Origin of the sequence: Pectobacterium nicotianae, assembly GCF_023272715.1 — a bacterium.
Classification (GTDB): Bacteria; Pseudomonadota; Gammaproteobacteria; order Enterobacterales; family Enterobacteriaceae; genus Pectobacterium; species Pectobacterium brasiliense.
On the sequence record NZ_CP096821.1, the window covers coordinates 2,369,656 to 2,396,110 of the forward strand.

23 protein-coding genes are annotated in these 26,455 nt (G+C 48.6%); 19 read left to right on the top strand and 4 right to left on the bottom strand.

The features are described from left to right. Positions 1–262 precede the first annotated feature (262 nt). The 13 genes from MYB54_RS10640 to MYB54_RS10700 all read left to right on the top strand — a co-directional run bounded on the left by MYB54_RS10640 (position 263) and on the right by MYB54_RS10700 (position 11,120). Positions 263–646 carry a hypothetical protein gene (locus tag MYB54_RS10640; protein ID WP_248721912.1) on the top strand — a complete coding sequence of 128 codons (384 nt, stop codon included), beginning with the start codon at positions 263–265 and terminating at the stop codon, positions 644–646. 8 nt (positions 647–654) lie between these two features. Further along, complete coding sequence (locus tag MYB54_RS10645; RefSeq protein WP_039512139.1) at positions 655–1,002, top strand: hypothetical protein; 348 nt, start codon at positions 655–657, stop codon at positions 1,000–1,002. Between the two features lie 88 nt (positions 1,003–1,090). Further along, complete coding sequence (locus tag MYB54_RS22145; RefSeq protein ID WP_248721996.1) at positions 1,091–1,276, top strand: hypothetical protein; 186 nt, start codon at positions 1,091–1,093, stop codon at positions 1,274–1,276. Then, entirely contained in the window at positions 1,248–2,789 is a 1,542-nt protein-coding gene (locus MYB54_RS10655; protein WP_305883915.1) for a VENN motif pre-toxin domain-containing protein, read from the top strand. The genes MYB54_RS22145 and MYB54_RS10655 overlap by 29 nt, the downstream gene beginning before the upstream one ends. Beyond that, on the top strand, positions 2,786–3,253 hold the full coding sequence (locus tag MYB54_RS10660) for a hypothetical protein (protein ID WP_014915527.1): 468 nt from the start codon (positions 2,786–2,788) through the stop codon (positions 3,251–3,253). The genes MYB54_RS10655 and MYB54_RS10660 overlap by 4 nt, the downstream gene beginning before the upstream one ends. A gap of 159 nt (positions 3,254–3,412) precedes the next feature. Then, a complete protein-coding gene (locus tag MYB54_RS10665; RefSeq protein ID WP_180791784.1) occupies positions 3,413–3,673 on the top strand; it encodes a hypothetical protein in 261 nt (86 codons plus the stop codon). Positions 3,674–4,019: 346 nt separating this feature from the next. Next, positions 4,020–4,277 carry a hypothetical protein gene (locus MYB54_RS10670; RefSeq protein WP_205595180.1) on the top strand — a complete coding sequence of 86 codons (258 nt, stop codon included), beginning with the start codon at positions 4,020–4,022 and terminating at the stop codon, positions 4,275–4,277. A 263-nt stretch (positions 4,278–4,540) separates the two neighbouring features. After that, positions 4,541–4,894 carry a hypothetical protein gene (locus MYB54_RS10675; protein ID WP_180791788.1) on the top strand — a complete coding sequence of 118 codons (354 nt, stop codon included), beginning with the start codon at positions 4,541–4,543 and terminating at the stop codon, positions 4,892–4,894. 111 nt (positions 4,895–5,005) lie between these two features. Then, the gene (locus tag MYB54_RS10680; protein ID WP_248721913.1) at positions 5,006–5,557 is read left to right on the top strand and encodes a hypothetical protein; all 552 of its coding nucleotides are present in this window, start codon (positions 5,006–5,008) and stop codon (positions 5,555–5,557) included. Positions 5,558–6,413: 856 nt separating this feature from the next. After that, positions 6,414–7,535: an ABC transporter substrate-binding protein gene (locus MYB54_RS10685; RefSeq protein ID WP_014915523.1), complete on the top strand. Its 1,122-nt coding sequence runs from the start codon at positions 6,414–6,416 to the stop codon at positions 7,533–7,535. Positions 7,536–8,165: 630 nt separating this feature from the next. After that, complete coding sequence (locus MYB54_RS10690; RefSeq protein WP_148276403.1) at positions 8,166–9,224, top strand: hypothetical protein; 1,059 nt, start codon at positions 8,166–8,168, stop codon at positions 9,222–9,224. A gap of 21 nt (positions 9,225–9,245) precedes the next feature. Beyond that, complete coding sequence (locus tag MYB54_RS10695) at positions 9,246–10,358, top strand: HBL/NHE enterotoxin family protein (RefSeq protein ID WP_014915521.1); 1,113 nt, start codon at positions 9,246–9,248, stop codon at positions 10,356–10,358. A gap of 72 nt (positions 10,359–10,430) precedes the next feature. After that, a complete protein-coding gene (locus tag MYB54_RS10700) occupies positions 10,431–11,120 on the top strand; it encodes a hypothetical protein (RefSeq protein ID WP_014915520.1) in 690 nt (229 codons plus the stop codon). Between the two features lie 203 nt (positions 11,121–11,323). On the opposite strand, the gene MYB54_RS10705 is transcribed toward MYB54_RS10700, so the two are convergent. The 3 genes from MYB54_RS10705 to MYB54_RS10715 form a co-directional block, all read right to left on the bottom strand. Then, positions 11,324–13,030: a pectate lyase gene (locus MYB54_RS10705; protein ID WP_014915519.1), complete on the bottom strand. Its 1,707-nt coding sequence runs from the start codon at positions 13,028–13,030 to the stop codon at positions 11,324–11,326. A gap of 124 nt (positions 13,031–13,154) precedes the next feature. Beyond that, the gene (locus MYB54_RS10710; RefSeq protein ID WP_014915518.1) at positions 13,155–13,907 is read right to left on the bottom strand and encodes an oligogalacturonate-specific porin KdgM family protein; all 753 of its coding nucleotides are present in this window, start codon (positions 13,905–13,907) and stop codon (positions 13,155–13,157) included. 132 nt (positions 13,908–14,039) lie between these two features. Continuing rightward, entirely contained in the window at positions 14,040–14,858 is an 819-nt protein-coding gene (locus MYB54_RS10715; protein ID WP_014915517.1) for an oligogalacturonate-specific porin KdgM family protein, read from the bottom strand. Positions 14,859–15,625: 767 nt separating this feature from the next. Between MYB54_RS10715 and MYB54_RS10720 the strand changes: the two genes are divergently transcribed. Next, positions 15,626–17,386 carry a type III effector HrpK domain-containing protein gene (locus MYB54_RS10720; RefSeq protein ID WP_014915516.1) on the top strand — a complete coding sequence of 587 codons (1,761 nt, stop codon included), beginning with the start codon at positions 15,626–15,628 and terminating at the stop codon, positions 17,384–17,386. Between the two features lie 24 nt (positions 17,387–17,410). Here MYB54_RS10720 and MYB54_RS10725 read toward each other — a convergent pair whose 3' ends face one another. Beyond that, positions 17,411–17,587: a hypothetical protein gene (locus MYB54_RS10725; RefSeq protein WP_010285665.1), complete on the bottom strand. Its 177-nt coding sequence runs from the start codon at positions 17,585–17,587 to the stop codon at positions 17,411–17,413. 145 nt (positions 17,588–17,732) lie between these two features. Between MYB54_RS10725 and MYB54_RS10730 the strand changes: the two genes are divergently transcribed. The 5 genes from MYB54_RS10730 to urtA all read left to right on the top strand — a co-directional run bounded on the left by MYB54_RS10730 (position 17,733) and on the right by urtA (position 26,442). Continuing rightward, complete coding sequence (locus tag MYB54_RS10730) at positions 17,733–18,740, top strand: Gfo/Idh/MocA family protein (protein ID WP_014915515.1); 1,008 nt, start codon at positions 17,733–17,735, stop codon at positions 18,738–18,740. 181 nt (positions 18,741–18,921) lie between these two features. Further along, the gene (atzF, locus tag MYB54_RS10735; RefSeq protein WP_248721914.1) at positions 18,922–20,724 is read left to right on the top strand and encodes an allophanate hydrolase; all 1,803 of its coding nucleotides are present in this window, start codon (positions 18,922–18,924) and stop codon (positions 20,722–20,724) included. Beyond that, positions 20,717–24,331: an urea carboxylase gene (gene uca / locus MYB54_RS10740; protein ID WP_248721915.1), complete on the top strand. Its 3,615-nt coding sequence runs from the start codon at positions 20,717–20,719 to the stop codon at positions 24,329–24,331. The genes atzF and uca overlap by 8 nt, the downstream gene beginning before the upstream one ends. Positions 24,332–24,403: 72 nt before the next feature. Further along, positions 24,404–25,177 (top strand): GntR family transcriptional regulator, encoded by a 774-nt coding sequence (locus MYB54_RS10745; protein ID WP_039518294.1) that lies wholly within the window; start codon positions 24,404–24,406, stop codon positions 25,175–25,177. Then, positions 25,174–26,442: an urea ABC transporter substrate-binding protein gene (gene urtA, locus MYB54_RS10750; protein ID WP_039286352.1), complete on the top strand. Its 1,269-nt coding sequence runs from the start codon at positions 25,174–25,176 to the stop codon at positions 26,440–26,442. Before MYB54_RS10745 ends, urtA begins: the two co-directional genes overlap by 4 nt. Positions 26,443–26,455 lie beyond the last annotated feature (13 nt).

Sequence of the window (26,455 nt, forward strand, 5' to 3'; positions counted from 1 at the left end):
CAGAGCGATTATAAGAGACTTGTTGCTATTGTTGAAGAATTCAAAGCTCAAAATTGCATAGGATTAAGTGAGGAAGCATGCTCGCCCAAGATAAGTGAACATCGTAATGAATTGCTGAAAGGTGCAGCTGGCTTTGGTGTAGATTTCGTGCCGGTTGTGGGCGATATCAAAGGCTTTGCGGAAGCGCAAAGAGCTATTATTATCTGGCAGAAATGGTTGAATTAATTCCGATTGCGAGTGATTTTTCGACGAAGTAAACCGATTGAAATTTGATCATCACGCTGGTAAGAACAAGCTTGCAGAAGGTTCAGTCGCCACCGAATTGCAAAACACTATGGGCGGGAAATTGGAACGTGTTGATCCTGATGCCAGTGGTGCCGATTTTGTATTTTCCAGCGGACCAAACAAAGGGAAAACTGTTGACTTTATGTTTACAACAGCAAAATGCTCAGAGAAAGAAATTGAAGGAATGAAAAAGTTTTTTAATAACAGTTGGGATAATAATGTAAAAACATTACATCAGCATCTGGAAAAGGCAGATATAGTTCCCTTAGACTTTATAAATCTTACTCCAGCAAATCAGCAGAGAATCTTAGAACATTTGAATACTTTTCCAGCAAGTCAAAAAATCAGATTGTTATTATGAGGTAATTCATGGCAGGAGGATTGTGTTTTAAAGGCGAAACGGTGTCTTTGGGCTCATCTGCGATAGATATTATTGCGGATTATCTACGACCATATATTAGTGATGTCAGTATGGAGGTAATGGAGAAGGTTTATGAAGTATTCGATTATTTTCAGTTGCTTGACTTTACAAAATTATCCTCAAGAGAATATATGTGTTGCTATGAACAGATAGAAAAAGCAATAGAAATCGATCTTAAGGCCAATCCTGTGATAAATAATCGGCCACAAGACTGGATTTTTAAGGCTTGGTATGAAGAAATCAAGCCCAAAATGCAGGCCTCATCTTTGTACGATCCTAACATGTTGGATAAGTAATTCGGACGTTATAAATAGTTCTGTATGCAGGTTTCTCGATTGGCTATGTTGAATTAAAAAATCCCGATCTTAGCGGCGGGACTTTTACATGTACCTGTCAGAACCGCAGTTCCGTCTCAATCAGCAGTTTACCGTGATCAACGGTGACGATAACAAGCTGTCCGGTATTAAAACCGAGTTCTTCCAGCCACTTCTATACGGCGGTGAGCGATGGCACCTTGTTGTTGCGGGATACGGCGAAGCAGGTGCAGGATATCGCTACGCTGAGCCGTGACGTTGAGCACGCGAACAACGCGCTCAGCCCGATCTTTAACAAAGAGAAAGAGCAGAAACGCCTGAAACAGGCGCAGCTGATTGGTGAAATCGGCGCGCAGGTGATGGATATCGTGCGCACGGAAGGCGAGCTGAAAGCGCAGAAAGCCGCGGAAGCCAAGGGCGATGCCACCGTCGAGCGTCCGAAAGAGGGCGATCCGACGCAGAAATGGGAGGAGTATAAAAAGGCGCTGACGGAATCACCGACCTACAAGGCCGAGATGAAGAAATACGGCACTGGCAGTGATTTCCAGCGTGCAGCACAGGCAGCGACAGCGGCAATTCAGGCACTGGCGGGCGGGGACATCCAGAAAGCGATTGCCAGCGGTGCATCACCGTATCTGGCACAGCTGGTGAAAGACGCTACGCTACCGAAGGATGAAAGCAAAATCACAGCGTCGGATATCGCGGCCAACGCGATGGCGCACGCGGTGGTGGGTGCAGTAGTCGCGCAGATGTCGGGTCAGGATGCTGCAGCGGGAGCGATTGGTGCCTCCAGCGGTGAACTGATCGCTCGCGCCATCATGGCCGATCAATATCCTGGCAAGACGGCAAACGACCTGACGGAAGAGGAAAAGCAGTCAGTCAGTGCGCTTTCCACGCTGGCCTCTGGGCTGGTATCCGGCCTGGCAAGCAACAGCACTGCTTCCGCCGCCAGCGGCGCACAGTCTGGGCGTAATGCGGTTGAGAATAATGCGCTAAGTGACATTATTGAGAATAAAGTCTCCGGTATATCGCAGGAGGAGAAATATCAGAGCGCGCAGAAGCAACTTGTTGCTATGGTTGAAGAATTCAAAACTCAGAATTGTGCAGGATTAAGTGCGGAAGCATGTTCAACCAAGATAAGTGAACATCGTAATGAATTGCTGAAAGGTGCAGCTGGCTTTGGTGTAGATTTCGTACCGGTTGTGGGCGATATCAAAGGCTTTGCGGAAGCGCAAAGTGCTATTGATTATCTGGCAGCAATGGTTGGATTAATTCCGATTGCAGGTGATGCTGCGGGTAAAGCGATTAAAGCAGCAGAAGTGGCGCTGAAGAAAGGGGATGTTGCTGAAGCGTCTAAGCTGCTCAATAAGGCTAGTGATGAGATATCAGGTTATTTGCCGAGTCCCGGACAGATATCTTTACCCAGCTCTGGAGTCGGCTCTAATGCTGCATTCTCAGTTACCAATGCGCAATTAGGTAAAAAACTTGGAAAGCATGTTGAAGATTTCGGTGGTAATGCATCGAATGCTGCAGATAGACAGCGTGTATTGGATATAATAAATGATATTGGTTCTAATCCTGATAAAGTTGTTTCTGGTAAATTTGCAGGTCAAGGTATTGAAAATGGTGCTAGCCGTGGAGATGTATTCTTTAGAATAAAAGGGGATGATGTTGTTGTGACTAAGCCTGATGGCAGTTTTGTTACTATCCTTAAAGACGGAATTAATAATACATCTGTGAAAAATGCACTCAAGGGAGACCCGAAATGATGAATCCTTTAGGACAGTATCAAGAATGGGCTAGCTATGTTATTGGTGAGAGGCTTTCAGGAGTGAAAGGGGTGATCTATTTTTTTGAAACTCCGGACCTTGAACATCCTCAGCAATTACAGCTTATTTTTTCCAATACTGAAAAAGCAGTCAGTTTCAGGTGTGGTAAAGATGGTTCAACCCTTGAGTTAACAGACTCTCCTGTTCAGGAGAATGATCTTGGAGAATATGGAAAAGAAATAATTATGGATCTTTCAAGTTCAATATCATTTGTTGATTATATTGGAAAGTTCCTGTTGACAGTTTATTCGATATTTTCTTCGGTAGAGAATGCATATATAGGAATAAAACTGGTCTTTGAAGGCGGTCTGAATTTAATTGTTGTAAATATTGGTGATGAGATAAATATTTATGACTCTTTATCATCATGCGAAAATGATGATATAAAATATCAAGAGTTATAAATGGTTGATCCCGACTCCTAAACAAGCCGGGAGCTTTTTGTCTGTCATTCAGACATATGCAGATCAGCAGTTGGCCGTGCTCAATGGTGAGATGTGTTTGGTTTTATAAATTCATGTGATTTTTCTTTATTTTATAGGTAAATAAAATTAGGATGTAAAATGACAAGCTCACCTCATATAAATCATGTCATTGAATTATCGCTTGCTGAGGGTAACTCAGTAAAGGAGATATCAGATGGATGGTCTAACATGGATCAAGTGATATACTTTTCTAAGAAAATGTCACAAGAATTACAACTGAAAATAAAGAAAGAAGAGCCTAAATTGAGATATTTTTCAACGGATAGAACCCCTCACAATAAAGCAGATGAGGGATTTATCTGTGATGAATATAAGATCGCAATCTCATATCCAAAATAAACTCAACGATCACTGCTCCCTAAAAATGTCGGGATTTTTTTCGGTCATTTAGCCACGACACGGATCAGCAGTTGACCGTGCTCAACGATAATGGTGACTTGTGTATCGGTCTTAAACCCCGCAACTGCCAGCCCGTTGCCTTCATGTAATAGCGCTTCATATCATGACGATTGGCATGGCGACGGCAGCCTGCTGCTGCGGGATACGGCGAAGCAGGGCTCGGGGCAAGTCAATTTTGGTTGTCTGGAGGACAGACATCAGGTGGTATTTCTGAAGCTGTAGTGGATTTCTCACATAAGCCAAAGGCTCAGTTTATTGATTTAAATAAATATAATGGTGATAGTGAATGAACAGCATGGGTGAATATTATACAACGAAACAATTTTCGTATCCCGACAAAGCGCCACTGGGAGATGAGGAATTCTCAACCGCTGATTGGTGGAGAGTCAAAAAATTAAATGATCATCAGTACACTTTTTCCTGTTTGTCAGGAGCTCAGGGAGCTGGAGAACAGAAAGTGAAAATTACAGAGAGTGAATATAATCAGTTGGTTAATGGTGAGTTAACAGCAAATGACATTTGTCTGAAATATAAAGTTGGCTAATGTGTGTGACAATAATAATCCTGTTTTTTGTTATTTACATCTAAGTTCTAAATTTTCAAATTTTCCTGCTCAGTGGCCGGTAATGTGCAGGATATCACCACGCTGAGCCGTGAAGTTGAGCACGTGAAAAACGTGCTTTAACAAAGAGAAAGAGCAAAAACGCCTGAACAGGCACATCGGTGCGCAGGTGATGAATGTCGTGCGTACAGAAGGTTAACCTTGTCTCAGGCAGATAAGGCAAAGATTGTTATCTTGAGGTAAAAATGGCTGGATTTTTGTATTTTTCAAAAAATAACGGTGTGTCATTGGGGTCTTCAGCAATTGATGTTATTGCTGAATATTTACGCTCCTACATCAGCCAGATAAGCAAAGAGATTATGGAGGAAATCTATGAAACATATGATTTATACGATCAAACCTTAGATTTCTCTAAACTATCGAAACCTGACTATATGCAATGCTATAGGAATATAGAAAAAGCAATAGAAATCGATCTTAAGGCCAATCCTGTGATAAATAATCGTCCACAAGACTGGATTTTTAAGGCTTGGCATGAAGAAATCAAGCCCAAAATGCAGGCATCACCTTTGTATGATCCTGAAATATTGGATAAGTAATTCTATATATAACAAGGTCATTCGCTAAAAATGGCTAAAATATCCTAATTGGCCATCATTTTTATAGTTTTCTATAGGTATGGTTCTCTTCAGTCGAAGGATGGAAATAATATGATCCCCATCGGGTATTTAGCTAAAAGAGTCGCACTAAAACCTGACTGGCTTAACGCCGATCAGGTAAAGGACATTTACTCGGTGAGCTGCTGTGTCTCTGATGCCTTTTGTGAATATATTCAGTTTTGGCGACATAATGGCTACTGGCTGTTTGATTCACCGGAGGTAATTTATTCTCTGGCAAAAGAAGAAGGAATTGATCTGGCCGATACTACGATGTTTTATTACGAGGCATACGAGTATCAGTATGATGAAGAGACAGTAGAATGGAGCCTGTTCGAGCCGGAAGCATCTTTTGATACCGATGTGAAGATACCACAGCAAAAAGTGTTGCAGGGTTTTGATATTGTCTCTTTCCACCTTGAGCAATCACCGGAGTGTTCCTATTTATCCTGCAACCATATGGCACAGGAGCTGGAGGTCAATGCGCATTGCCTGCTAGCGTCTTTTGATGAGGCGAAAAAACATCTGGAAAGTGGCGTTTTTCACGGCTGCGAGCCGGGGCCATGCAGAATATTTGCAGTGTATTCGGTGCCGTACGCGCAATAAGTTGATATAGAATACGTGGCGAAAATCAGACAGATTAGGGATGTGCATTATATGAATAGAGGATTGGTTCAGCAGGCATTTAACGCTTTTTTTAATCGAGCTGCTTGTGCCACCGTGGCTGATTTTGATCTGTTTCAGCGTTATTTATCTGAGCTTCGAACCTATATCGCCGAGCTTGAGTAGGCTTACGATCCCGTCGACCAATGGTCGTTAGCGGAACTGGAAAAAACGGCGGAGTTTTTACGGTATAATCAGCAGTGGATTGCCGGTGCAGAACAAATAAAAGCGCCGTTGCAGCAAGCGTTCACAATTATTGCGCAGCATCGGGTGTTTCTGGATGAATATGGTCTGCTTCCGGATTATCTTGACGTTATGCCAGAAAATGTATTCTCCGGTGATGTTTTTCCCTCTGTGTAAAAATAAATTTCAATCCTAATATTTCCATATCGGCATGGTATTAATCAATATCATTAAAATTGTAATTATTTTATAAGATAAATAATTCAATTCTATATTTTTATATTGCATCTATCCCCACCTGAAAGTGTCATATCATTTTAGCCATTCAATATTTTTAACTATATTGTTCGCTTTTTCTTCGTATGTGTTTTTATTTAATCCTGTAAACTCAAGGCTAAATACCCCAATGGAAACGGGGAGATGATCCTCGTATGGGAGATATATCAATGAAGGACTATGCGCTTTCTATTCTGATTTACTTTTGACGATCCTCTAACGTCGATCCAATCCTGCGCGTCGCTGACTTGCGATTCGCTGGCTACACCGTTGCCGTTTTAACGGCTGCTATCTGTCGTTTGTCGGTACGGGTTTTATTCATTAAGTGAAGGAAATCACAATGCAATACACTGGGAAGTACCTGAAGAAAACAGTGCTGATGCTAGCCATGATGGCCGGTCTCAGCGTCGGACAAAGTCAGGCGGGCGTCGAAATTGAAACGCGTTCGCTGGATCAAATCTATCAGAGTGCGTTGAGAGAAGGCGGTACGGTCACCGTATATGCCGGTGGCGATGTGCAGTCACAGCAGGCTGGCTTCAAGCGGGCATTTGAGACGCGTTTTCCTGGCATGAAACTGAATGTGATTGTCGATTACAGCAAATACCATGATGCCCGTATCGATAACCAACTGGCGACCGGCACCCTGATTCCTGATGTGGTGCAACTGCAAACGGTGCAGAATTTCCCGCGCTGGAAAAAGGAAGGCGTGCTGCTGAACTACAAAGCGCGTGGCTGGGACAAAATCTACCCGGAATTTCGTGATGCAGATGGTGCCTGGACTGGTGCCTATGTCATCGCATTCAGTAATTTGGTCAACACCCAACTTCTCGATGAAAAATCCTGGCCGCGTGAGGTTAATGATTACCTTCGTCCCAATCTGAGAGGTAATTTGATTCTGGCTTATCCGAACGACGACGATGCGGTGCTGTTCTGGTACAAGCTGGCCGTGGATAAATACGGCTGGGATTTTGTTAAAAAATTGCAGGAGCAGGATCCTGTCTACGTGCGCGGCACCAACGTACCTGGTGCTGAGATCGCGACAGGAAAATATAGCGCGACGTTTACCAGTTCCGGTGCGCTCGTTCCGGCAGCCGATGCTGTGACCCGCTTTGTTCTGCCGAAGTCCGATCCTTTTGTTTCCTGGGCGCAACGTGCCGCTATCTTCAAACAGGCTAAACACCCGGAAAGCGCCAAGTTGTACCTAAGCTGGGTGCTGGATCCGCAAACGCAAACTCAGGTCTCACGTATGTGGTCGGTGCGTACCGATGTTGAGCCGCCAGTGGGCTACAAACATATCTGGGAATACCGTAACACTCGCCCTCAGGCATTTGCTGATTTCATGTACGATCGCGGTGCGGTAGAACGTTTTCGCTCACAGCTGAGTTTGTATGTGGGGGAAGCGAAAGGCGAACCGACTCCGGGATGGCTCGGCGTGCACCCAGAAGTCCCTCTGGTTAACTAACGCTTGAAATTATTGCGTTACTTCATGCTGGTCACGTTAATCGTGGCCGGCATTGCATCCGTAAGTACTTAAGCACTACGCGATTAAATACCACGCCCGATAGTGGCAGTCTTGTTCTGTGAATGACTAATTCCCCCGAAAAGCAAAGTGTTCATAAGTGGAATTTTCACCCTGCCTAAATATGGGGGATTCTTTATGACAAAATCATGCTTTACTGGCAGTCAGGCCATCAACATTCTCAAGCAGGCTGAAGCTAGGACCTATTGATTTATTGATAAGCTACAGTTAAGTAAACCACTACAGGTTATTTAACTTCGCAACCTTATTATTAATTAATCTAAGGATTAATGAATATCTTATTACGGTATTGATTAATTCACAATGTTTGCTAGTATTTATAATTTTTCTCATTTTATCAAAGTAGTGTCTTTATGAATGTTAGTTTGGCGTCTCCCTTTCTTATTTTACCGTAAGAATGATATCGGTTGAGTTTTATTCATGGTAAAAGAGAGCAACCTAATTTTCAAATTAATTAAATCAGAATGAATAGATAGCAATGAAACTATTAATTTATATAAATTGATTTCCCCATCTTTATGGTAATGCTTAATTATGCTAATGGTGAATGAAATGAGTAATAACAATAATCTGATTAACTTGGATTTTGAACAGGTAAAAAAGGACATTTTTTCTTTAATGAGAAAAACAATAAAGAATGCCAAACAATCTTTGTTGATTGAGGAACAAGAAAATGTGGATCTCTACGTAACCGATCTTGGCTTAAAAAATTCTCTGATATTTACGCAAAGCAAATTCAAGCGCTACGCGAGTGATTTTAATAATATATCTTATTCTAAAGTGTCAAGTTTTCTTCAGTTGATTAGAATCAACAGTGACTATATATCAATCGGTTTTCAGTATATTGCTGATGACGCTAAAATGGCATCATCTATTATAAAAAAGATCAATGATATCTACGTTTGCTCTGCCGAAATTACAACTGAATTTGATAATGATTACAGCGATATTACGAGTTTTTTCTCTGATAACATTCAAAATAGAATATCCGAATTACAAGGTTCTGACGGAATAGAAAAAACAAGGGATGACATTAAAAAATGTCAGGAGAAAATGTCAGCAGATCTTGATCAAATACTAAGAATAGATAAAGATATTGGAAAAAACATTAGTAGAATGGTTGTTAAACCTTTGAAGTATGCTGTCATGCCACTTCAAATAGATAATAAAATAAAAGATAACAGCGTAGATAAACGTGATTTCTCCAGAGGGGAAATCGGGATAAAAAAAGATCCGACAGACGATATAAAAATAATTGCAGATATTGGATCTGATGAGGTCGAGGTTAAAAAGATATTTGATGATATAAATGAAAATATTGTTGAATTAGACAGGTTATACCAAACCCTTGCAAAGGAAAATGCAGCCATAGCTATGGCAACAACAATTGAGTTACAGTCGAATGATTTTAATAATTATTATAAAGAGATTCATCCAAAGGCCGAGAATACAGAAAAATCGTGGTTGGATGTGTACTCTACGTATAGTGATCTAAAAGATAGTTTATTAGGTATGAATGAGCGTGATTTGAATGCATTATCTAAGTTGTGGGCTGATTTAAGTGATTATGCAAAATACGTCAGTGATCAAATGTATATAAGTAATAACTAAATTAAACAAAAGGATGAATATATGAAAACCCAACATGTTTTACAATACGTTGATATGAGACAAAGGGCAGATCAGCAGGTTAACGATAACAATAATCAAGTGAGTAGTACTCTAATTGTAAATGGTTATTGTTTGGCTGTAACCGAGCAACCTAAATTTGATTTTAGTGCTGACCCTCACTTAATAAGTTTACAGAAAGATCTAAATAATAGTTTAGCTGATGCCGTTAATCATGCGAATGATTATATAAATAACGTCCAAAATCAATGCTTAGTCAATTTGAACAATCTTTTAGATATTTTTAACCGCACGGATCAGACGATTAGCCTCTACCCCAACACTTTGACTAAAGACGATGTTATAGAATCTATAAATAGTATCCATAAAAAATGTGGTGTATATCAGACGCAGTCTGAAAGCTATAAGAAACAATGTGATGATTTCAGGGAAAATATTACCAATTCGTCTAGTGATTTTTCTGTAATTAACAAGAGGGTACAAGCCGCTGTTGAGGGAGATGGAGGTGAAATAACCGATTTAAATAATCAGGTTGCCGAGATTGATAAAAAAATTAATGAACTAACCGCAGCATCAGTTCTGAGTGCCGTCGGCATCCTTGGTGGTGCAGTCTTGATTTGTGTTGGTGCAGCGACAGAGGTATTTACGGGGGGGGCTGCAACCGCAGCTATTGCTGTAGGTGTGGGAGTGGTGGGGACCAGCATTGCAGGGGAGGCCGCGTCAACTATTTCGTTGGTTGACTGCTATAAACAAAAAAATACACTTCTAGCTGAAATCTATAGCTTGAAGCAAGAAAGCTCCCAAGCCACAGCGGTAAATGGTCAACTACTAAGCTTAGTTCAGCACGCAAATGATGCTGCGGCAGCACTAGTTGACATCTCAAAGCAATGGACTGATTTGGCATCAAGTCTTAAACTTCTAAACCAAAATCTTAACGATGCTGACAGCGACGATAATTTTGCAGAACATCTTGTTGCTTATAGATCGGCGCATAAACCGATAGAAGACTCTGCTAAGCTTCTTAAAAGCCAGTATATGCAAGTTCAACCGACAACGGATAAAACAACATCTGTTTCTGACCAGTTACAACAAGCAACGAAAGCATCTGCTGCATAATAATAATTTAATAAGTAAGCACCGTGTATGTTGGTGCTTACTTAATTCTATCCATTTATTAATGGGGGAGTTATGCCTGGAAATACAATAAATAGCCTAAAAGAGTATTGTGAACAATGGAAAGAATACTCGTTGAAGATAATGTTTTCTGATATCGGTACATATATGATTATTTTAGACTACAATCTCAACCAATTTCCTTTACTTAATGCATTGCCTAACAAATTAGTCTATTTCATAAATAATTCAAATAATTTAATTTCAGAATATAAAAAAACGCAATCAAAGGACATCTATAATAACTTACTGTCTTATGTGCTGGCGTTTTGTCAAGAACAAATCCCAATTATAAACCTATGCGATAGCAAGCTTAAAGATATTAGAGTGAAGTTAACTCAAGGGGTTTCAGATATAAAATCAAAACTAAATGAACTTAATCATGAATATGATTTACTTACAAAAAAATATGAAAGCTGTACCAAGTCGGTACCTTCTTCACCCCCATTCATTATTGACCCAAGTGTGTTTATTTTGGCTTGCATGGGACAGGAGTCTTATGAAGAGTGGCTTTGTGATGGTTATTTGATAAATCGATTGAACTTTACGGAAAAGACTCTGGATGGCACCGTGGCTAATATCATTGATATTAGCCAAATACTTACCCCACTCAATGCAAAAATAGAAAATATGAAAGGCGATATAAATGATGATGACGCGGATCTTGTAGATATAATATCTTTTATTGACCAACTGGATAGTTAATGTTTTATCTGATAAATCGCATTTAAGTTGTGATAAATATATACTTTAAATAATTTGAGTTTTGGTCAACCTAGATAAGAATAGAGAGTTGATCATTCGACTTGGCTGCTTGACTGGTAATTTTCAAGATTGTCGCCGTGTCTCATTTTATGAGGGGATTGCCAATGGCAGCGAACCACCATTGGCATGTTGAGGGTTAACGCTTACTTCTTGTTGTTGGGTTTCAAGGTTTCGCCAACGTTCAACAGGAAGATCTCGTTATCGCGAGTGGACACGCGGGTTGAGCCATCTTCCATACGGTAGCCGCCTTCAGTGAAGCCCGCACCATTCAGGAACGGTGCAACGGACTGTGGTTTATTGCGTACCGCCGCTTCCAGCGCTAACAAAGCGTAAGGCTCGATGGTATCAACATCAGCATATTGTCGGTTAGGATCGGCCATAAAGAAGCCGTTCTTATAACGCGTGCTGATAATGTTATCGCCCACTTTTTCCGCCAGCGACAGATAGTCTTTCACTTTACTCGCCTGATACAGATCCAACAGCGCGAACAGGGCATAAGGATCGTTGTTCTTGGTAGCGAGATCCACTTTGACGTCTTTACCCGGCGCTGAACCTAACTCACCCAGCCCCTGTGCGCGAGCGATGCCGCGTGCGACACGCCACAGCTCGGCGTCCGGTAAAACGGTATAGGCACGAGAATACGACAGCAGGAATGAATTATCCGCAGGATAAGGCTTGATCACGGTGCCTTTTTTGCCGTAGTAGCCATCACGCGGCAGAACGTAATTGGAAAGATCTTTACCGTTAGCGAGCATCGGGCGGAACGTATTATCGGACTCGTTGTAGGCATACTTGGCAAAGGCTTTCAGGCCATCGGTTGTCCACGTCAGAAGTTCCTTGCCTTCCGCACCTAAATCTTTACCCAACTGGAGCTGCATGAGCGCATTTTCGGAATAGATCGTACTGGTGCGTCCTTTCAGCATCATATTGCCTTCCAGCGCGGTAGGACCGAACTCTGGGCCGAACTGACGCTGGGCGCGATCGCCATATTTGGAATGCGTATCGGCATCGTCGGTGGTTTCATCGCGCTTCAGCGCCTGCGTAAACTGATACACGCCGAGCCCGGTCGCTTTATCCCGCGGCAGCACATACTGCTGTGCCAGACGTTTTGCCCAGACTAGCGCGCCGTCTTCTTTATTGTATTTGTACAGCAGCGAGGCGGAATAGATCAGATCGTTACCCGCATTCAGGAAGCTGAGGCCTTTGGTGGCGAAGAAGGGCGGCTGTTGCTCAAACGGGCTTTGCCAGAGCGCACCCATTTTTTGTCCGTATTTACCGTGGCGACTGGTTTCCATGATCTTCCAGTCATAAACGTGCGCATTCCAGAAACCGCGAATAAAGCGTGCGGTTGCATCTTTATCGACGCTGAACATCAAATCGTAGTAGGGATAGGCATTTTTCAGTTCATGCACCATCTCTTTTTCGCTCGGGCCTTCCGGCTGTAGCGTTTTTAGATCCACAAAACGGTGGCCGCCCCAAATCAGCAGGCCGCTCTCATCCTGATAATGTTGAAAGTGATACTTCACTATCGCTTCGGCACGCTGCTTATAGCTAGGGTTGCCGCTCAGGTTGCTGAGTCCGACCAGTACGCGCATTAGGTTCTGTTGTGCGGAGAAGTTGGAGAGCACGGCCTGACGACCATCAGGGAAAATCCACTCCATCTGTTTGCCTGTACGCGGATCGACACCATCCGCAAGTAATGGCGTAGGCGACTGACCGTGATAGTGGTCGCCAGCTTTGGTCAGCACGTTATCAACATACTGATTGACGATGGTGAGACGGTCAGGCGTAGCGGCGCTGGCCTGTAAAGCGACCAGACCCGCAAGGAGCGACAGCGCAAATCTTTTCATGTTATCTACCTGTAACTGTAATGATGATTCATCCAGAGCTGTAATAAAGGGATCCCGCTTGATGAACAGGATCCCCGAGAAAGATGGCATAGCAGTAAGCTGTTGTTAGAAAGGTAAGCCGTGGTTAGAACGTATAGGTGAAGCCGACTTTTCCTTTCCCTTCACGCGATTTCACATCGCGTCCGCTGGCGACATCTTCAACGCCAACGTGTGCAGTCCAGTTGTCGTTGATGGTGTAAGACACGTCGAAATCCTGTTGATAGTCATGCTTTTTGTTGTTTTGCAGCACGTAATCCGCGTGATAGTAATAAGCGGTGTACGCCAGCGTGAAATTGTCGAAACCTTTGTAGGCCACGCCCGCTTCATAGCGGTGACGGTGAGTGTCATCATCCGTGCTGGTACGTTTGCTGCGGGTGATTTTTCTGAGGTCATAGCGATATTGCGCATGAAGATCCGTCTTATCAGTCACAGCCCAGGTCAATTTCAAACCTGGCGTATAGCGTGCGCCGGAACTCTGGCTAGCACCGATATCGCCCACGGTACCTTCGCCGCTGGTACCGCCGGAATAGAAGCGCGCTTCCAGATTCGGCGTCAGAGTTAATTCAGGCGTTAAGTTGTAGGCATAGCCGGTATAAAAAGCATAAGAATTCGAGACGACATCATCGATGGTCAGATCTTTATTCTTATTATAAAAATTCAGCTCAACGCCAACATACAGGCCATTATCCATAAAATGCCGCATACCGATTTCATCACCATGATAGCGATTCATTGTTCCCCAGCTATGTTCATAGCTGAGTTTGGTATTAGAGGCAGACGCGGAAATAGCATAAATTTGGGCAAAGAGAATACCGGCCACAAGGTAGCGTTTTTTCATTATGGGCACCATTAATATTGTTCGTTAATTATGAAAATTGTGCGCTGATAGACAAAATTCATTCATGAATTCATTTTCTTCATCAACACGGCACGAAATACGGTGTATTTCCTTTATAAAATTCTGTGTTTGTTAGAAAACGTAGTTGAAACCAACTTTGATTTTCCCCTGACGGCTTGATGATGTGCTGGATTGGCTAATATCATCATACTCAATGTAAGGAGTTAGCTGTTTGTTTAACTTATATTGAACTTTGAACTGATGTTCATAATCCGTTTTCCCATTATCGTAAACCGCGTATTCTCTTTCCGTGAATTCACCCTTGCTGTATTTATACGATTTTGTGGTGTTATCACCGATGTAGTAGTTAAAGACGTAAGTCAGATTAATTTTATCCAAACCGGAATACGTTACCCCCGCATCGAGACGATGACGTCCGGTGTCCGATTTTGACAAATAAGATTCCCCTGCGTAACCATATTTGTCAGATGTGGAAATGGTCGAATAACGCGAACTGCGAGAGGGCTTTTTATATTCATAGCGGTAGCGGCCATAAGTGGACCAGTCGCTGTTAATTCGGTAGTTATATTTCAGCCCCGGCTGATACATCATGGTGGAATTGCCGATGGAGAATTCGAAGCTCGGTGTTAAGGTGGCGGCCTTGCTTAACTTGAAGTCTTTGCCGATCACCATGCCTCCAGAGCCGCCTTGCATATCGTCATAGGCAACGTCGTAGTTGCTGTTCCCGCCCGCTGACGTACTGAATTTGACTTCGTACGACCAGCCGTTAGTTTTCTTATGAATCAGCTTGATAGAGTCTGAGTGGCGGCGGTCTTCCGTCTTCCAGTTGTGTTCATACTGGAAGGTGGTTTTGCCGTCGGTTTCTGCCTGGACAAGGAACGGCGTGAATCCGGCACAAACGATGAGTAGGTTACGTGTGTATATTTTCATTCTGTCTTTCTCTTTTTTGATAAATAAATAATATTATTGGCGAGCGCAGTCTCTATCTTTAAAACCAGACAGTTGATGTCATTTTTTGGGCGTAAAAATAGAATCACCAGGAATGATGATGACGCCATTTATAATGTCAGACAGGGCTTTCTCCCTGGTAAATCAGGTTGCTATCAATGCATTGATGACTCCTTATATACGACGTAGCTTATGCGTATTTCAATCAGCGAAATGGCTTATGCTGATGAGTGAATGTTGATAATTCCCACCGTTTACCGGTTAGTCTAATTATCAGCAGACTTGATAATTAGGGTGAGTGGCATTATGGTGAAAAGGAAACGTTGTTTCATTTATGTGGATCACACATTTGGTTACTCTTTGAAATTTTTTGTAATCATTTAGTCTGGTTATTGTAAGCGTCAGGAATAGACGTAACGGAGAAAATGGTTGTCAGAGAAGAGGAGGTGTCTCTTGAATGTTAATGATGATAGTGATATGTAATTGAACAACACTTAACCTGTGATCTGCCTTATTTCCCCGCCATCATTCCGAGAATATTCTGTGGAAAGCGATTTCCATAAAATGAATAAGCGGTCAATAGCCATCAAATGCCCCTAAATATCGTCAGGAACTTATCGTAGTTTTACGCCACTCAACGCTTAGTTATCTCCGTCATGCTGTGATCGGCACGTTTGCCGGCCTTTCTGTGTTTGCATGATGCGGGAGATCCGTTTGTTAATCCTGACGACAGCAGAATGGGGACGTGAATGATCAATCGTATTGAGGGCGGAAGCCGTTGGGGAAGTGCCGCGCCTTTGCCTGCGCAACATAATACAGAGGCTAGCAGTCTGGGTGGACAGCAGGCAGCATCGCCAGCTATGCGGTCGGGTTCACGTTCAATCGATTTTGGCGACGCGTCGCCGAACATACCGCGGGTTCCCTCTGATTTGAGAACGATGGCACCCACGCGCGCGCTGCCAACCATGCAGATTGCAGACAGCTCGCTGATTGCGGAGCCGAAACCGATCGTCGATCTTCAGGCGATAGATAGCTCGGAGTACAGTAACGCGAAGGCATTGGAAAAGTGGTCGCCGCTTCTGAGCGATCTGCCAGAAAATGAACGCGAGAAGGCGGCAAAGGCGCTGAATCGCCCACTGGCGGCGGCGAAAATGCTACAGGATGGCGGGACGAACGCGGAAAAAGCGCTTGTCTATCTGCGCGAAAATCCTGCGATCTATACGGCGATGGATACGGCAAAAGATGGCGGCAGAGCCGACGGACATATCTCGAATCGCGATACTAAATCCTTTATTAAAAACATGGAGCGGCGCGCCAGCGATGCCAGCCACGCCGTGAAGGACTATAGGGAGAAAAATCCGGCAGCCGATGCACAGTCGCTGCGGTTAGTGCAATCATCCGCGCTGTTGCTGGCTAACGAGCCGCTGCTGAATGCCGCCGATGCCAAAAAATCCTATACGCATTCTCCACCGCAAAAGAACGATCGCACCAGCACCCTGGCCGATCTAAACGCGATCGTCACCGATAACCCGACTCTAGCGCCCCAGCTAAAAGCGGCTGCGAGGATCTGGTCGCACCCTGGATTATTTGGGATTCTGGAACATGCGGATGTCAAAGGGGAGAAGCTGGCACGAGTCCCGCATGATGGCAAACTGATGATGAAAGATATGAAAAGTTGGATTCGCGAGCAGGCACCGGCGAACAGCCAGGACGCGGCGGATACGCTACATAACGCGGCGTCATTGGGGCTGGCGGCAAAAACCGATATCAGCAAGCTGAATGACGCGGTTTTTACTCAACCGCAGCAGTACAGCGGAGCGCAAAAATCGGCGGCGCTGGTCAAACTGCAACAGACGCTGGAACAGGTGGTCGCGGGGCGTGAATATCGGAATACAGAAGAAACAGAAAAGGTGCTGAATCAACGTATTGAAACGCTACAGAAAGACGGAGATGTGATTCAGCATTTTGAGCAGGCGGTACCGCGCGAGATCAACACCATTTTGCTGTCCGATCCGTCGCTGGCGCAGGCGGCGATGAGCCAACGTTTTTCTACGGCGTCACCGGCCACACCGCGGTCTGTTGGGCTGGATGCCTCGCCCTCGGCTGCAACACCTTCGGGAGCCGGAGCAAAAAGCGATGCACAAGCGGTGAAAGAGGCCGGACGCAGCGTAATGAATTTTGCTAAATCGTCGCTACACGCAGAGGATTTAACCAAGGCGGCGGGGAGCAAAACGGCCATTGGGCTGGCGGGTAAAGCGGGCGCAGCGATTGCCGGAAAGGTGGTAGGTGCCATTGCGGGTGAAGCCGCCGGTGCGGCTGCCGCCTCTGCCGTTGGTGCGGCCGCAGGTCCGGTGGGTTGGGCGGTAAGTGGGGCGCTCAGCATCGGTATGGGGATTGCGGAGCTGGTGAATTTCTTCAATGCCAAAAGCAAGCTCCAGAACCGACGGGAAGATTTTGCCAAAACGGTGAATCCCGCGCTGGAACAGTTCAACATTCCCAAGCCGCGCTAATACGCCTGCTTAAATTTCAAAAGTTTAAATTTCAAAGCCAGGGGCAACTTCTTTCACTGGTTTTTTACACTCTTCGGGCTTGGGTTGATTCGCCGGGAGGTTTTTACAGTCAGGTGCAAAAGGATTCAGCGCATCGCGATTCAGATAGAGTACAAACAGGATCAGAATGATGAGAGGGATCAGAATACGTTTTCTTTTCATGGTTATCTTTAGTTGCGTTGCGGAAAATGTGGATATGTTAAAAAAACAGGAAAAATTCTAACGCGTTACGTGGCTTTTGTCTTTAGCCCGCTCGGTTTCCGCCTTATTGTAGTGGCTCGGCATGACGATATCGGCAGAGGTGGAGATGAAAAAGATTCGATTTGCGGCGATTGGATTAGCGCACAACCACATTTATGACATGTGTCGGCAACTGGTTGATGCGGGCGCGGAACTGGTCGGCGTGTTCGAGTCCGATCCCAATAATCGGGAAAAATTCATCTCACTGTTCCCCGCCGTTCCTTTTGCTGATTCTGCGGAACAGCTGATTGCCGACGCATCTATCGATCTTATTGCCTGTGCGGTGGTTCCCTGTGACCGAGCCGAACTGGCGCTGCGTACGCTGGATGCAGGCAAGGATTTCTTCACCGCGAAACCGCCGCTGACCACGCTGGAGCAGTTGGATGCCGTCCAGCGTCGGGTGGCCGAAACCGGCCGCAAGTTTGCCGTGTACTTTAATGAGCGAATCAATGTGGATAGCGCGCTGTTTGCCGGTGAACTGGTGCAACGGGGTGAGATCGGGCGAGTGATTCAGACGATCGGCGTTGGTCCCCATCGTGAACGCGGCGCGCGACCCGACTGGTTTTATCAAAGGCGTCAGTACGGCGGGATCCTCTGCGATATCGGCATCCACCAGATCGAACAGTTTCTCTATTTTACCGGCAATACCAACGCGCAAGTGGTGACCAGCCAGACGGCGAATTATCACCACCCGCACCAGCCAGAATTTGAGGATTTTGGCGATGCCATGCTGCTGGGCGACAATGGGGCAACCGGCTATTTCCGCTGTGACTGGTTTACGCCGGATGGGCTGAGCGTTTGGGGCGATGGTCGCCTGACGATACTGGGGACGGAAGGCTATATCGAAATCAGGAAATATGTCGATCTGACGCGCGGCGAAAGCAACGTTGTTTATCTGGTGAATGGCGAGGGCGAACAGCGCTTTACTCCCGCAGGCAGCGTCGAACGCACCTTTTTCCCGAATTTCCTTCGTGACTGTCGTGAACGCACCGAAAGCGCGATGTCGCAAGCGCATATCTTCAAAGCGACGGAACTGTCGATTCTGGCGCAGCAGGCCGCGAAGAAGATCGTTTAAGCGAACGCTTCCCCTACGGAGTAACCACAGCAACCGTGCTCCGCGATGGCGCACGATTGTTCCTTTTTTGTGCATGGAAATTGAGCGTCTCAATCTAATTTCATAAAAATCAACAGGGTAAAAGCTGGCATGGTTTTCGCTTTAGTGAATTCAATCTTGTATACCAGATGGGATTCACATCATGCCAAGAATGACAGGGCTCACGCTTCAGGAATGGAAACAGCATTATCAACAGCAGGCCGATCGCGTTGGTGAAACGCTAGGCGCGCTGCTCGCCAGCTTGTCGCCGGACGATCCCGCGTGGATCGCACTAGCGACACCTGAATTGCTTCAGGCACAGATTGCGGCGCTGTTGCCTCGGTACCGTGACAATCCAGACGCACTGCCGCTGTTCGGCATTCCTTTTGCCGTCAAAGACAATATTGATGTCGCGGGCTTTCCAACAAGTGCGGCTTGTCCGGCATTTACCTATCTGGCTGATAAGGACGCGACTGCCGTTGCCAAACTGAAAGCGGCGGGGGCGATTGTCATTGGTAAAACCAACCTCGACCAGTTTGCGACCGGTCTGGTCGGCACGCGCTCGCCGTTCGGTGTGGTGCCAAACACCTTTAATGTGGAATACATCAGCGGCGGTTCCAGTTCAGGATCGGCTTCGGTACTGGCGCGCGGGCTGGTTGCGTTTTCGCTGGGAACCGATACCGCCGGGTCGGGGCGCGTTCCCGCCGGGTTTAACAATATTGTCGGCCTGAAGCCGACGAAAGGGTGGCTATCGGCAAGCGGTGTCGTACCGGCTTGTCGTCTGAATGACACTATCTCGGTATTTGCGCTGACCGTCGAAGATGCATTTACCGTCGCTGAACTGGCTGGCGGGTACGATGCAACGGATGCCTACTCGCGCAGCCATCCTGCCAGTACGCCTGCGGCGCTGCCAGCGAATCCGCGTTTTGCTATTCCCAGCGATCCCACTTTCTTTTCTGATGCTGTCGCGCAGACGGCATGGCAGCACGCGCTGGTTGAATTGGAAGCAGCGGGCGCGACGCTGCACCCGATCGATTTCAGTATTTTCTCGCAGCTAGCCGATCAACTTTATCAAGGCCCCTGGGTAGCGGAACGGACGGTCGCGGTGGGCGACATGCTGCAACAGCCAGAAAATATGGATCCGGTGGTTCACGGTATTGTGGCGAACGGTGAGCGCTTCAGCGCGGTAGAGGCCTTTAAAGCTGAGTACCTGCGTGCCGAACTGGCGCGTCAGATTCAGCAGACGCTGGCGTCGTTCGATGCATTAGTCGTGCCGACCTCACCGACGATCCACACGTGTGAGGCGATAAAGCAAGAGCCGGTGCGTTACAACTCTCAGTTGGGCACTTACACCAACTTTACCAATCTGGCCGATCTCTCGGCGCTGGCGCTACCAGCACCTTTCCGTACCGATGGTTTACCGGCGGGTATCACGCTGATTGCGCCCGCCTGGCACGACCGCGCATTGGCGAGTTTTGGTCTGCGCTGGCAGGCACAGCTGGCGCTCACGCTGGGGGCAACAGGAAAATCGCTGCCTGCGGGGCCAGCCACCTTGCCGCCTTCGGCATTGCACGTTCGCCTTGCTGTTGTTGGCGCACACCTGACGGGCATGCCGCTAAATCACCAACTGACCAGCCGCGATGCCGTACGAGTAGAAGAGACGCGCACAGCGGAGAACTATCGTCTTTATGCGCTGGCGAATACGCAACCTGCCAAGCCCGGATTAGCGAAAAGCACCGACGGCGCGGCGATTATCGTCGAGCTGTGGGACATCCCGCTGGCACGCTTTGGTGAGTTTGTCGCAGAAATTCCCGCACCGCTGGGCATTGGTACGCTGACGTTAATCGACGGGCGACAGGTTAAAGGCTTTATCTGCGAGCCGGCTGCGCTGAGCGATGCCGTGGATATCACCGAATTCGGCGGCTGGCGTCACTGGCTTACCCGTCAGGAGGCGTCCCATGTTTAAGACGGTATTGATCGCTAACCGGGGTGAAATTGCCTGTCGCGCCATACGCACGCTGAAACGCCTGGGAATAACCAGCGTGGCGATGTATTCCGATGCGGATAAAAACGCGCAGCATGTGAAAGACGCAGATATTGCCGTACCGATTGGCGGCGAGAAGGCCAGCGACAGCTATCTGTGTATCGATAAGGTACTGGCTGCCGCACAGCAGACGGGGGCTGAGGCTGTCTGGCCGGGCTACGGCTTTCTGTCAGAAAGCCTGCCGTTTGCCGCCGCATGTGAAAAGGTTGGCATCGCGTTTGTCGGGCCAACCGCGCAGCAAATTGGCGAGTTTGGCCTGAAACACCGCGCCCGTGAATTGGCCGCTGCGGCTGGTGTGCCGATGACGCCAGGAACGCCGCTGCTGGCCTCGCTGGAGGACGCGCTGGTCGCCGCCGAAGACATCGGCTATCCGGTGATGCTGAAAAGTACCGCGGGGGGCGGCGGCATTGGCCTGACGCGCTGCGCGGATGCAGAAGCGCTACAGGCTGCGTGGGAAAGCGTGCGCCGATTGGGCGAACAGTTCTTTAGCGATGCAGGCGTTTTTCTTGAACGCTGCATCGATCGGGCGCGTCACGTCGAAGTACAGATTTTTGGCGATGGCAAAGGCCGCGTGGTCGCGCTGGGCGAACGCGATTGTTCACTTCAACGCCGTAACCAGAAAGTTGTGGAAGAAACCCCCGCACCGCATTTGCCGGACGCTACGCGAGCAGCGCTGCTGGCCTCGGCGGTGAAACTGGGCGAACTGGTTAATTACCGCAGTGCGGGAACGGTGGAGTTTATCTACGACGCCGAGCGCGATGCGTTCTTTTTCCTCGAAGTGAATACCCGTTTGCAGGTTGAACATCCGGTGACGGAGTGCGTCACCGGGCTGGATTTGGTCGAATGCATGCTGCGCGTCGCGGCGGATGAACCATTGGACTGGGCGCAGTTGATGCAGGCTCCACATGGCGCCGCGATTGAGGTGCGTATTTACGCGGAAGATCCGCTGAAAAATTTCCAGCCCAGCCCCGGCGTGCTGACCGAAGTAGCGTTTCTCGATGACGTGCGGGTTGACGGCTGGGTGAGCACCGGCACCGAAGTATCGGCGTATTACGATCCGATGATCGCCAAGCTGATCGTTCACGCGGAAACCCGTGAACTGGCGCTGGAGAAGATGCAACAGGCGCTGAATGCCACGCGTTTGCACGGTATTGCCACCAATCTGGATTACCTGCGCCAGATTGTCGCTACCGACGCATTCCGTAATGGAACCGTGTGGACGCGGATGCTCGACAGCTTTACGCCATCTGCCTCGGTGATTGAAGTGATTCAACCCGGTACCTGGAGCAGCGTGCAGGACTATCCCGGACGCCTTGGCTATTGGGATATCGGCGTGCCGCCGTCTGGCCCGATGGACGACTTCGCGTTCCGGCTGGCGAACCGTATTGTCGGTAACGATGAAGCCGCGGCAGGGCTGGAGTTTACGCTGCAAGGCCCGACGCTGCGTTTTCAACGCGAGGCGGTGATTGCGCTGACGGGAGCAGACTGTCCGGCGACGCTGGATGGCGAAACGGTGCCGTATTGGCAGCCGGTGACGGTAACGGCAGGGCAAACGCTGACGCTGGGGCGCGCGCGGTCCGGCTGTCGTACCTATCTGGCAGTACGCAACGGCATTGATGTGCCGCAATATCTCGGCAGCCGCTCGACGTTCGCGCTGGGGGAGTTTGGTGGTCACGCCGGAAGAACGCTGCGGGTGGCGGATATGCTGGCGATTTCTCAGCCCGACTTGCCCGCCTGCACCACGCCCGCGCCGGTGAGCGCCCCGCAGGCCGTAGACGCCGCACTGATTCCGCAGTACGGCGATGAGTGGCGCATTGGCGTGCTCTATGGTCCGCACGGCGCACCGGATTTCTTTACCCATGCGGCGATTGATGAATTCTTTGCAGCGGAATGGCAGGTGCACTACAACTCGAACCGGCTGGGCGTACGTCTGGTCGGGCCGAAACCCACCTGGACGCGGGCGAACGGCGGCGAGGCCGGTCTGCATCCTTCCAACGTTCACGACTGTGAATACGCCATTGGCGCCGTAAATTTTACCGGCGATTTCCCGGTGATCCTCACTCGGGACGGGCCGAGTCTGGGCGGGTTTGTCTGTCCGGTCACCATCGCCAAAGCGGAACTGTGGAAAGTCGGTCAGGTTAAGCCGGGCGACCGTATCCGTTTCCATCCCATTAGCGCGGACGAAGCGCTGGCGCTGGAACAGGCGCAGTCTACCTGCGTGTCCACGCTGGGTACGGCGCATTCGCCCACGTTTGACGTCCCCTCGCTGGCGACAACAGAGTACGGTTCTGCCACGGTGCTGGCTGCGGTACCCGCTACGGCGACGACACCCGCTGCCGTGTATCGTCAGGCGGGGGATAACTACATTCTGATCGAATACGGTGAGAACGTGCTCGATCTGGCACTGCGGCTGCGGGTTCACCTGCTAATGGTAGCGATTCGTGCCTCAGAAACGGCGGGGATCGAAGAACTGTCGCCCGGCGTGCGGTCGCTACAGGTGCGCTACGACAGCCGAATTATCCGTCAGCATGCGCTGCTGGACGTGCTGCTGCATCTGGAAAGTCAGCTTGGCGACGTGAGCCAGATGAAAGTGCCGTCGCGCATCGTCTATTTGCCGATGGCGTTTGAAGACAGCGCTACGCTCGGCGCAGTGGAACGCTACCGTGAAACCGTACGCGCCAGCGCACCCTGGCTGCCGAATAACGTCGATTTCATTCAGCGCATTAACGGTTTGCCGAGCCGTAATGACGTGCGCGACATTATTTTTGATGCCAGCTACCTGATTCTGGGGCTGGGTGACGTTTATCTTGGTGCCCCCTGTGCGGTACCGGTCGATCCGCGCCACCGTCTGTTGAGTTCCAAATACAATCCGGCGCGTACTTTCACTGCCGAAGGCACCGTCGGTATCGGCGGGATGTACATGTGCATCTATGGCATGGATTCGCCGGGCGGCTATCAACTGGTGGGGCGCACGCTGCCTATCTGGAACAAATTCCTCAAAAACGATCAATTCATTGCGGGTGAACCGTGGCTGCTGCGTTTCTTCGATCAGGTGCGGTTTTATCCGGTCAGCGAAGCCGAACTGGCGGCGCTGCGCGATGACTTCCGCGAAGGACGCGCCGCGATCCGTATCGAAGAAACCCAATTTGATTTTGCTGAACACTCGCGCTTCCTGACGACGCAGGCCGACGATATTGCCGCGTTCCGCCAGCGTCAGGCCACGGCGTTTGAAACTGAAGTGGCGCTGTGGCAGCAGGAGGATGACAGCACGCCGCAGGACGTGGTTTCGGCCGCGCCCGTGGAGAACGACGAGAGCGCGTTTCAGGTCAGCGCGGATATGAACGGCAACATCTGGAAAGTGTTGGTAAACGTGGGGGATGTTATCGAAGCCGGACAGCCGCTGATTATCGTCGAGGCGATGAAGATGGAGCTGACGATTAGCGCGCCGCAGTCTGGTCGGGTGAAACGCATTGGTTGCCAGCCGGGACGACCGGTCAGCCCCGGCGATGCCTTGCTGTGGCTGGAGTAAGAACCGATTGAAACGAAAGCGAAAGCCTGAATAAACGGACCAACGGTAATAAACGGCGAGGCGGAGAACACGATGCGAGCAGGCACACAAAAGAGCAGTAAAGATCGCCCGGAAGCGCTGGCGGAGCGGGTCTATCAAACGCTGAAAAACGACATTTTCGACTTTCGTCTGATGCCGGGTGACCGCTTTAGTGAAAATGAAATTGCCGAGCGGATGTCGGTCAGCCGCACGCCGGTGCGTCAGGCGCTGTTCTGGCTGGAGCGGGAAGGCTATGTCGAAGTCTATTTCCGCAGCGGCTGGCAGGTTCGCCCGTTTGATTTCGAATATTTCGAAGAACTGTATGACTTCCGCATCGTGCTGGAGCGCGAAGCCATTCGTCGGCTGTGCGGGATGCCGCCGGGGCGCTGCACCGAGCTATTGGCGGACCTGAAACGCTTCTGGATTGAGGATCCGCGTCTGGACGACGGCAAGATCGTCTCCCGCTACGACGAAGGGTTTCACCGTGGGCTGGTGACAGCGGCGGGCAACAGCGAAATGGCGCGGGTTCACGGCGAACTGACGGAGAAAATCCGCATTATTCGCCGTCTCGATTTCACCCGCGAGGATCGTATCGACGCAACCTATAAAGAACATGCCCGCATTCTGCTGGCGATATTGCAACAGCACACCGAGGAGGCGCAGCGCATTCTGACCGACCACATCGCCGTCAGTAAGGCCGAAGTCAGAAAGATCACCTTACACATGCTACAGCAGGCGCGGCCTCAATCGGTTTCAACCGCATCTGTTTCACCTGACGCCTCACACGATTCCATTCTCACTCAACACGACTTAAGGGCTAATAAATGAAAAGACGTTCATTGCTAAAAGTTTTTGCGCTTTCTGCGACAGTGGTTGGTATGGGGTTGACCTGGAGCGTGCAGGCGGCGGACACCATCAAGGTCGGCATTATGCATTCGCTGTCCGGCACGATGGCGATTTCGGAAACGCCGCTGAAGGATGTGGCGCTGATGACCATTGATGAAATCAATGCCAAAGGCGGCGTGTTGGGTAAAAAACTGGAGCCGGTGGTGGTCGATCCGGCGTCAAACTGGCCGCTGTTTGCTGAAAAAGCGCGTCAACTGCTGACGCAGGACAAAGCGGCGGTGGTGTTCGGCTGCTGGACATCGGTGTCGCGCAAGTCGGTCCTGCCGGTGTTTGAGGAATTGAACGGGCTGCTGTTCTACCCGGTGCAGTATGAAGGCGAAGAGATGTCGCCGAACGTGTTCTACACCGGCGCGGCACCGAATCAGCAGGCGATCCCTGCAGTGGAATACCTGATGAGTGAAGACGGCGGGGCGGCGAAGCGTTTCTTCCTGTTGGGTACGGACTATGTGTATCCGCGTACCACCAACAAGATCCTGCGCGCGTTCCTGCATTCCAAAGGCGTGCAGGACAAAGATATTGAGGAAGTGTATACGCCGTTTGGCCACAGCGATTATCAGACCATCGTTTCCAACATCAAGAAGTTCTCGACGGGCGGTAAGACCGCGGTGGTTTCCACTATCAACGGTGATTCCAACGTGCCGTTCTATAAAGAGCTGGCGAATCAGGGAATCAAAGCCACCGATGTGCCGGTTGTCGCGTTCTCTGTCGGTGAAGAAGAACTACGCGGGATCGACACCAAACCGCTGGTCGGCCACTTAGCCGCGTGGAACTACTTTGAGTCGGTCGATAACCCAACCAATGCCGACTTCGTGGAAGCCTACAAAGCCTATGCCAAAGCGAAAAACCTGCCGAACGCGGGCACGGTGGTGACTAACGATCCGATGGAAGCCACGTATGTCGGCATTCATATGTGGGCACAGGCGGTAGAGAAAGCGGGCACCACGGACGTGGATAAAGTCCGCGCCGCGATGGCCGGACAGACCTTTGCCGCACCGGATGGCTTTACGCTGACGATGGACAAGACCAACCACCATCTGCACAAGCCGGTGATGATTGGTGAGATTGAGGAAAATGGTCAGTTCAACGTGGTCTGGCAAACCGATCAGCCGGTTCGTGCCCAACCGTGGAGCCCGTACATCGCCGGCAATGATAAGAAACCCGATCATCCAATCAAAGCTGCGCAGTAAGCATCGGTCCTAT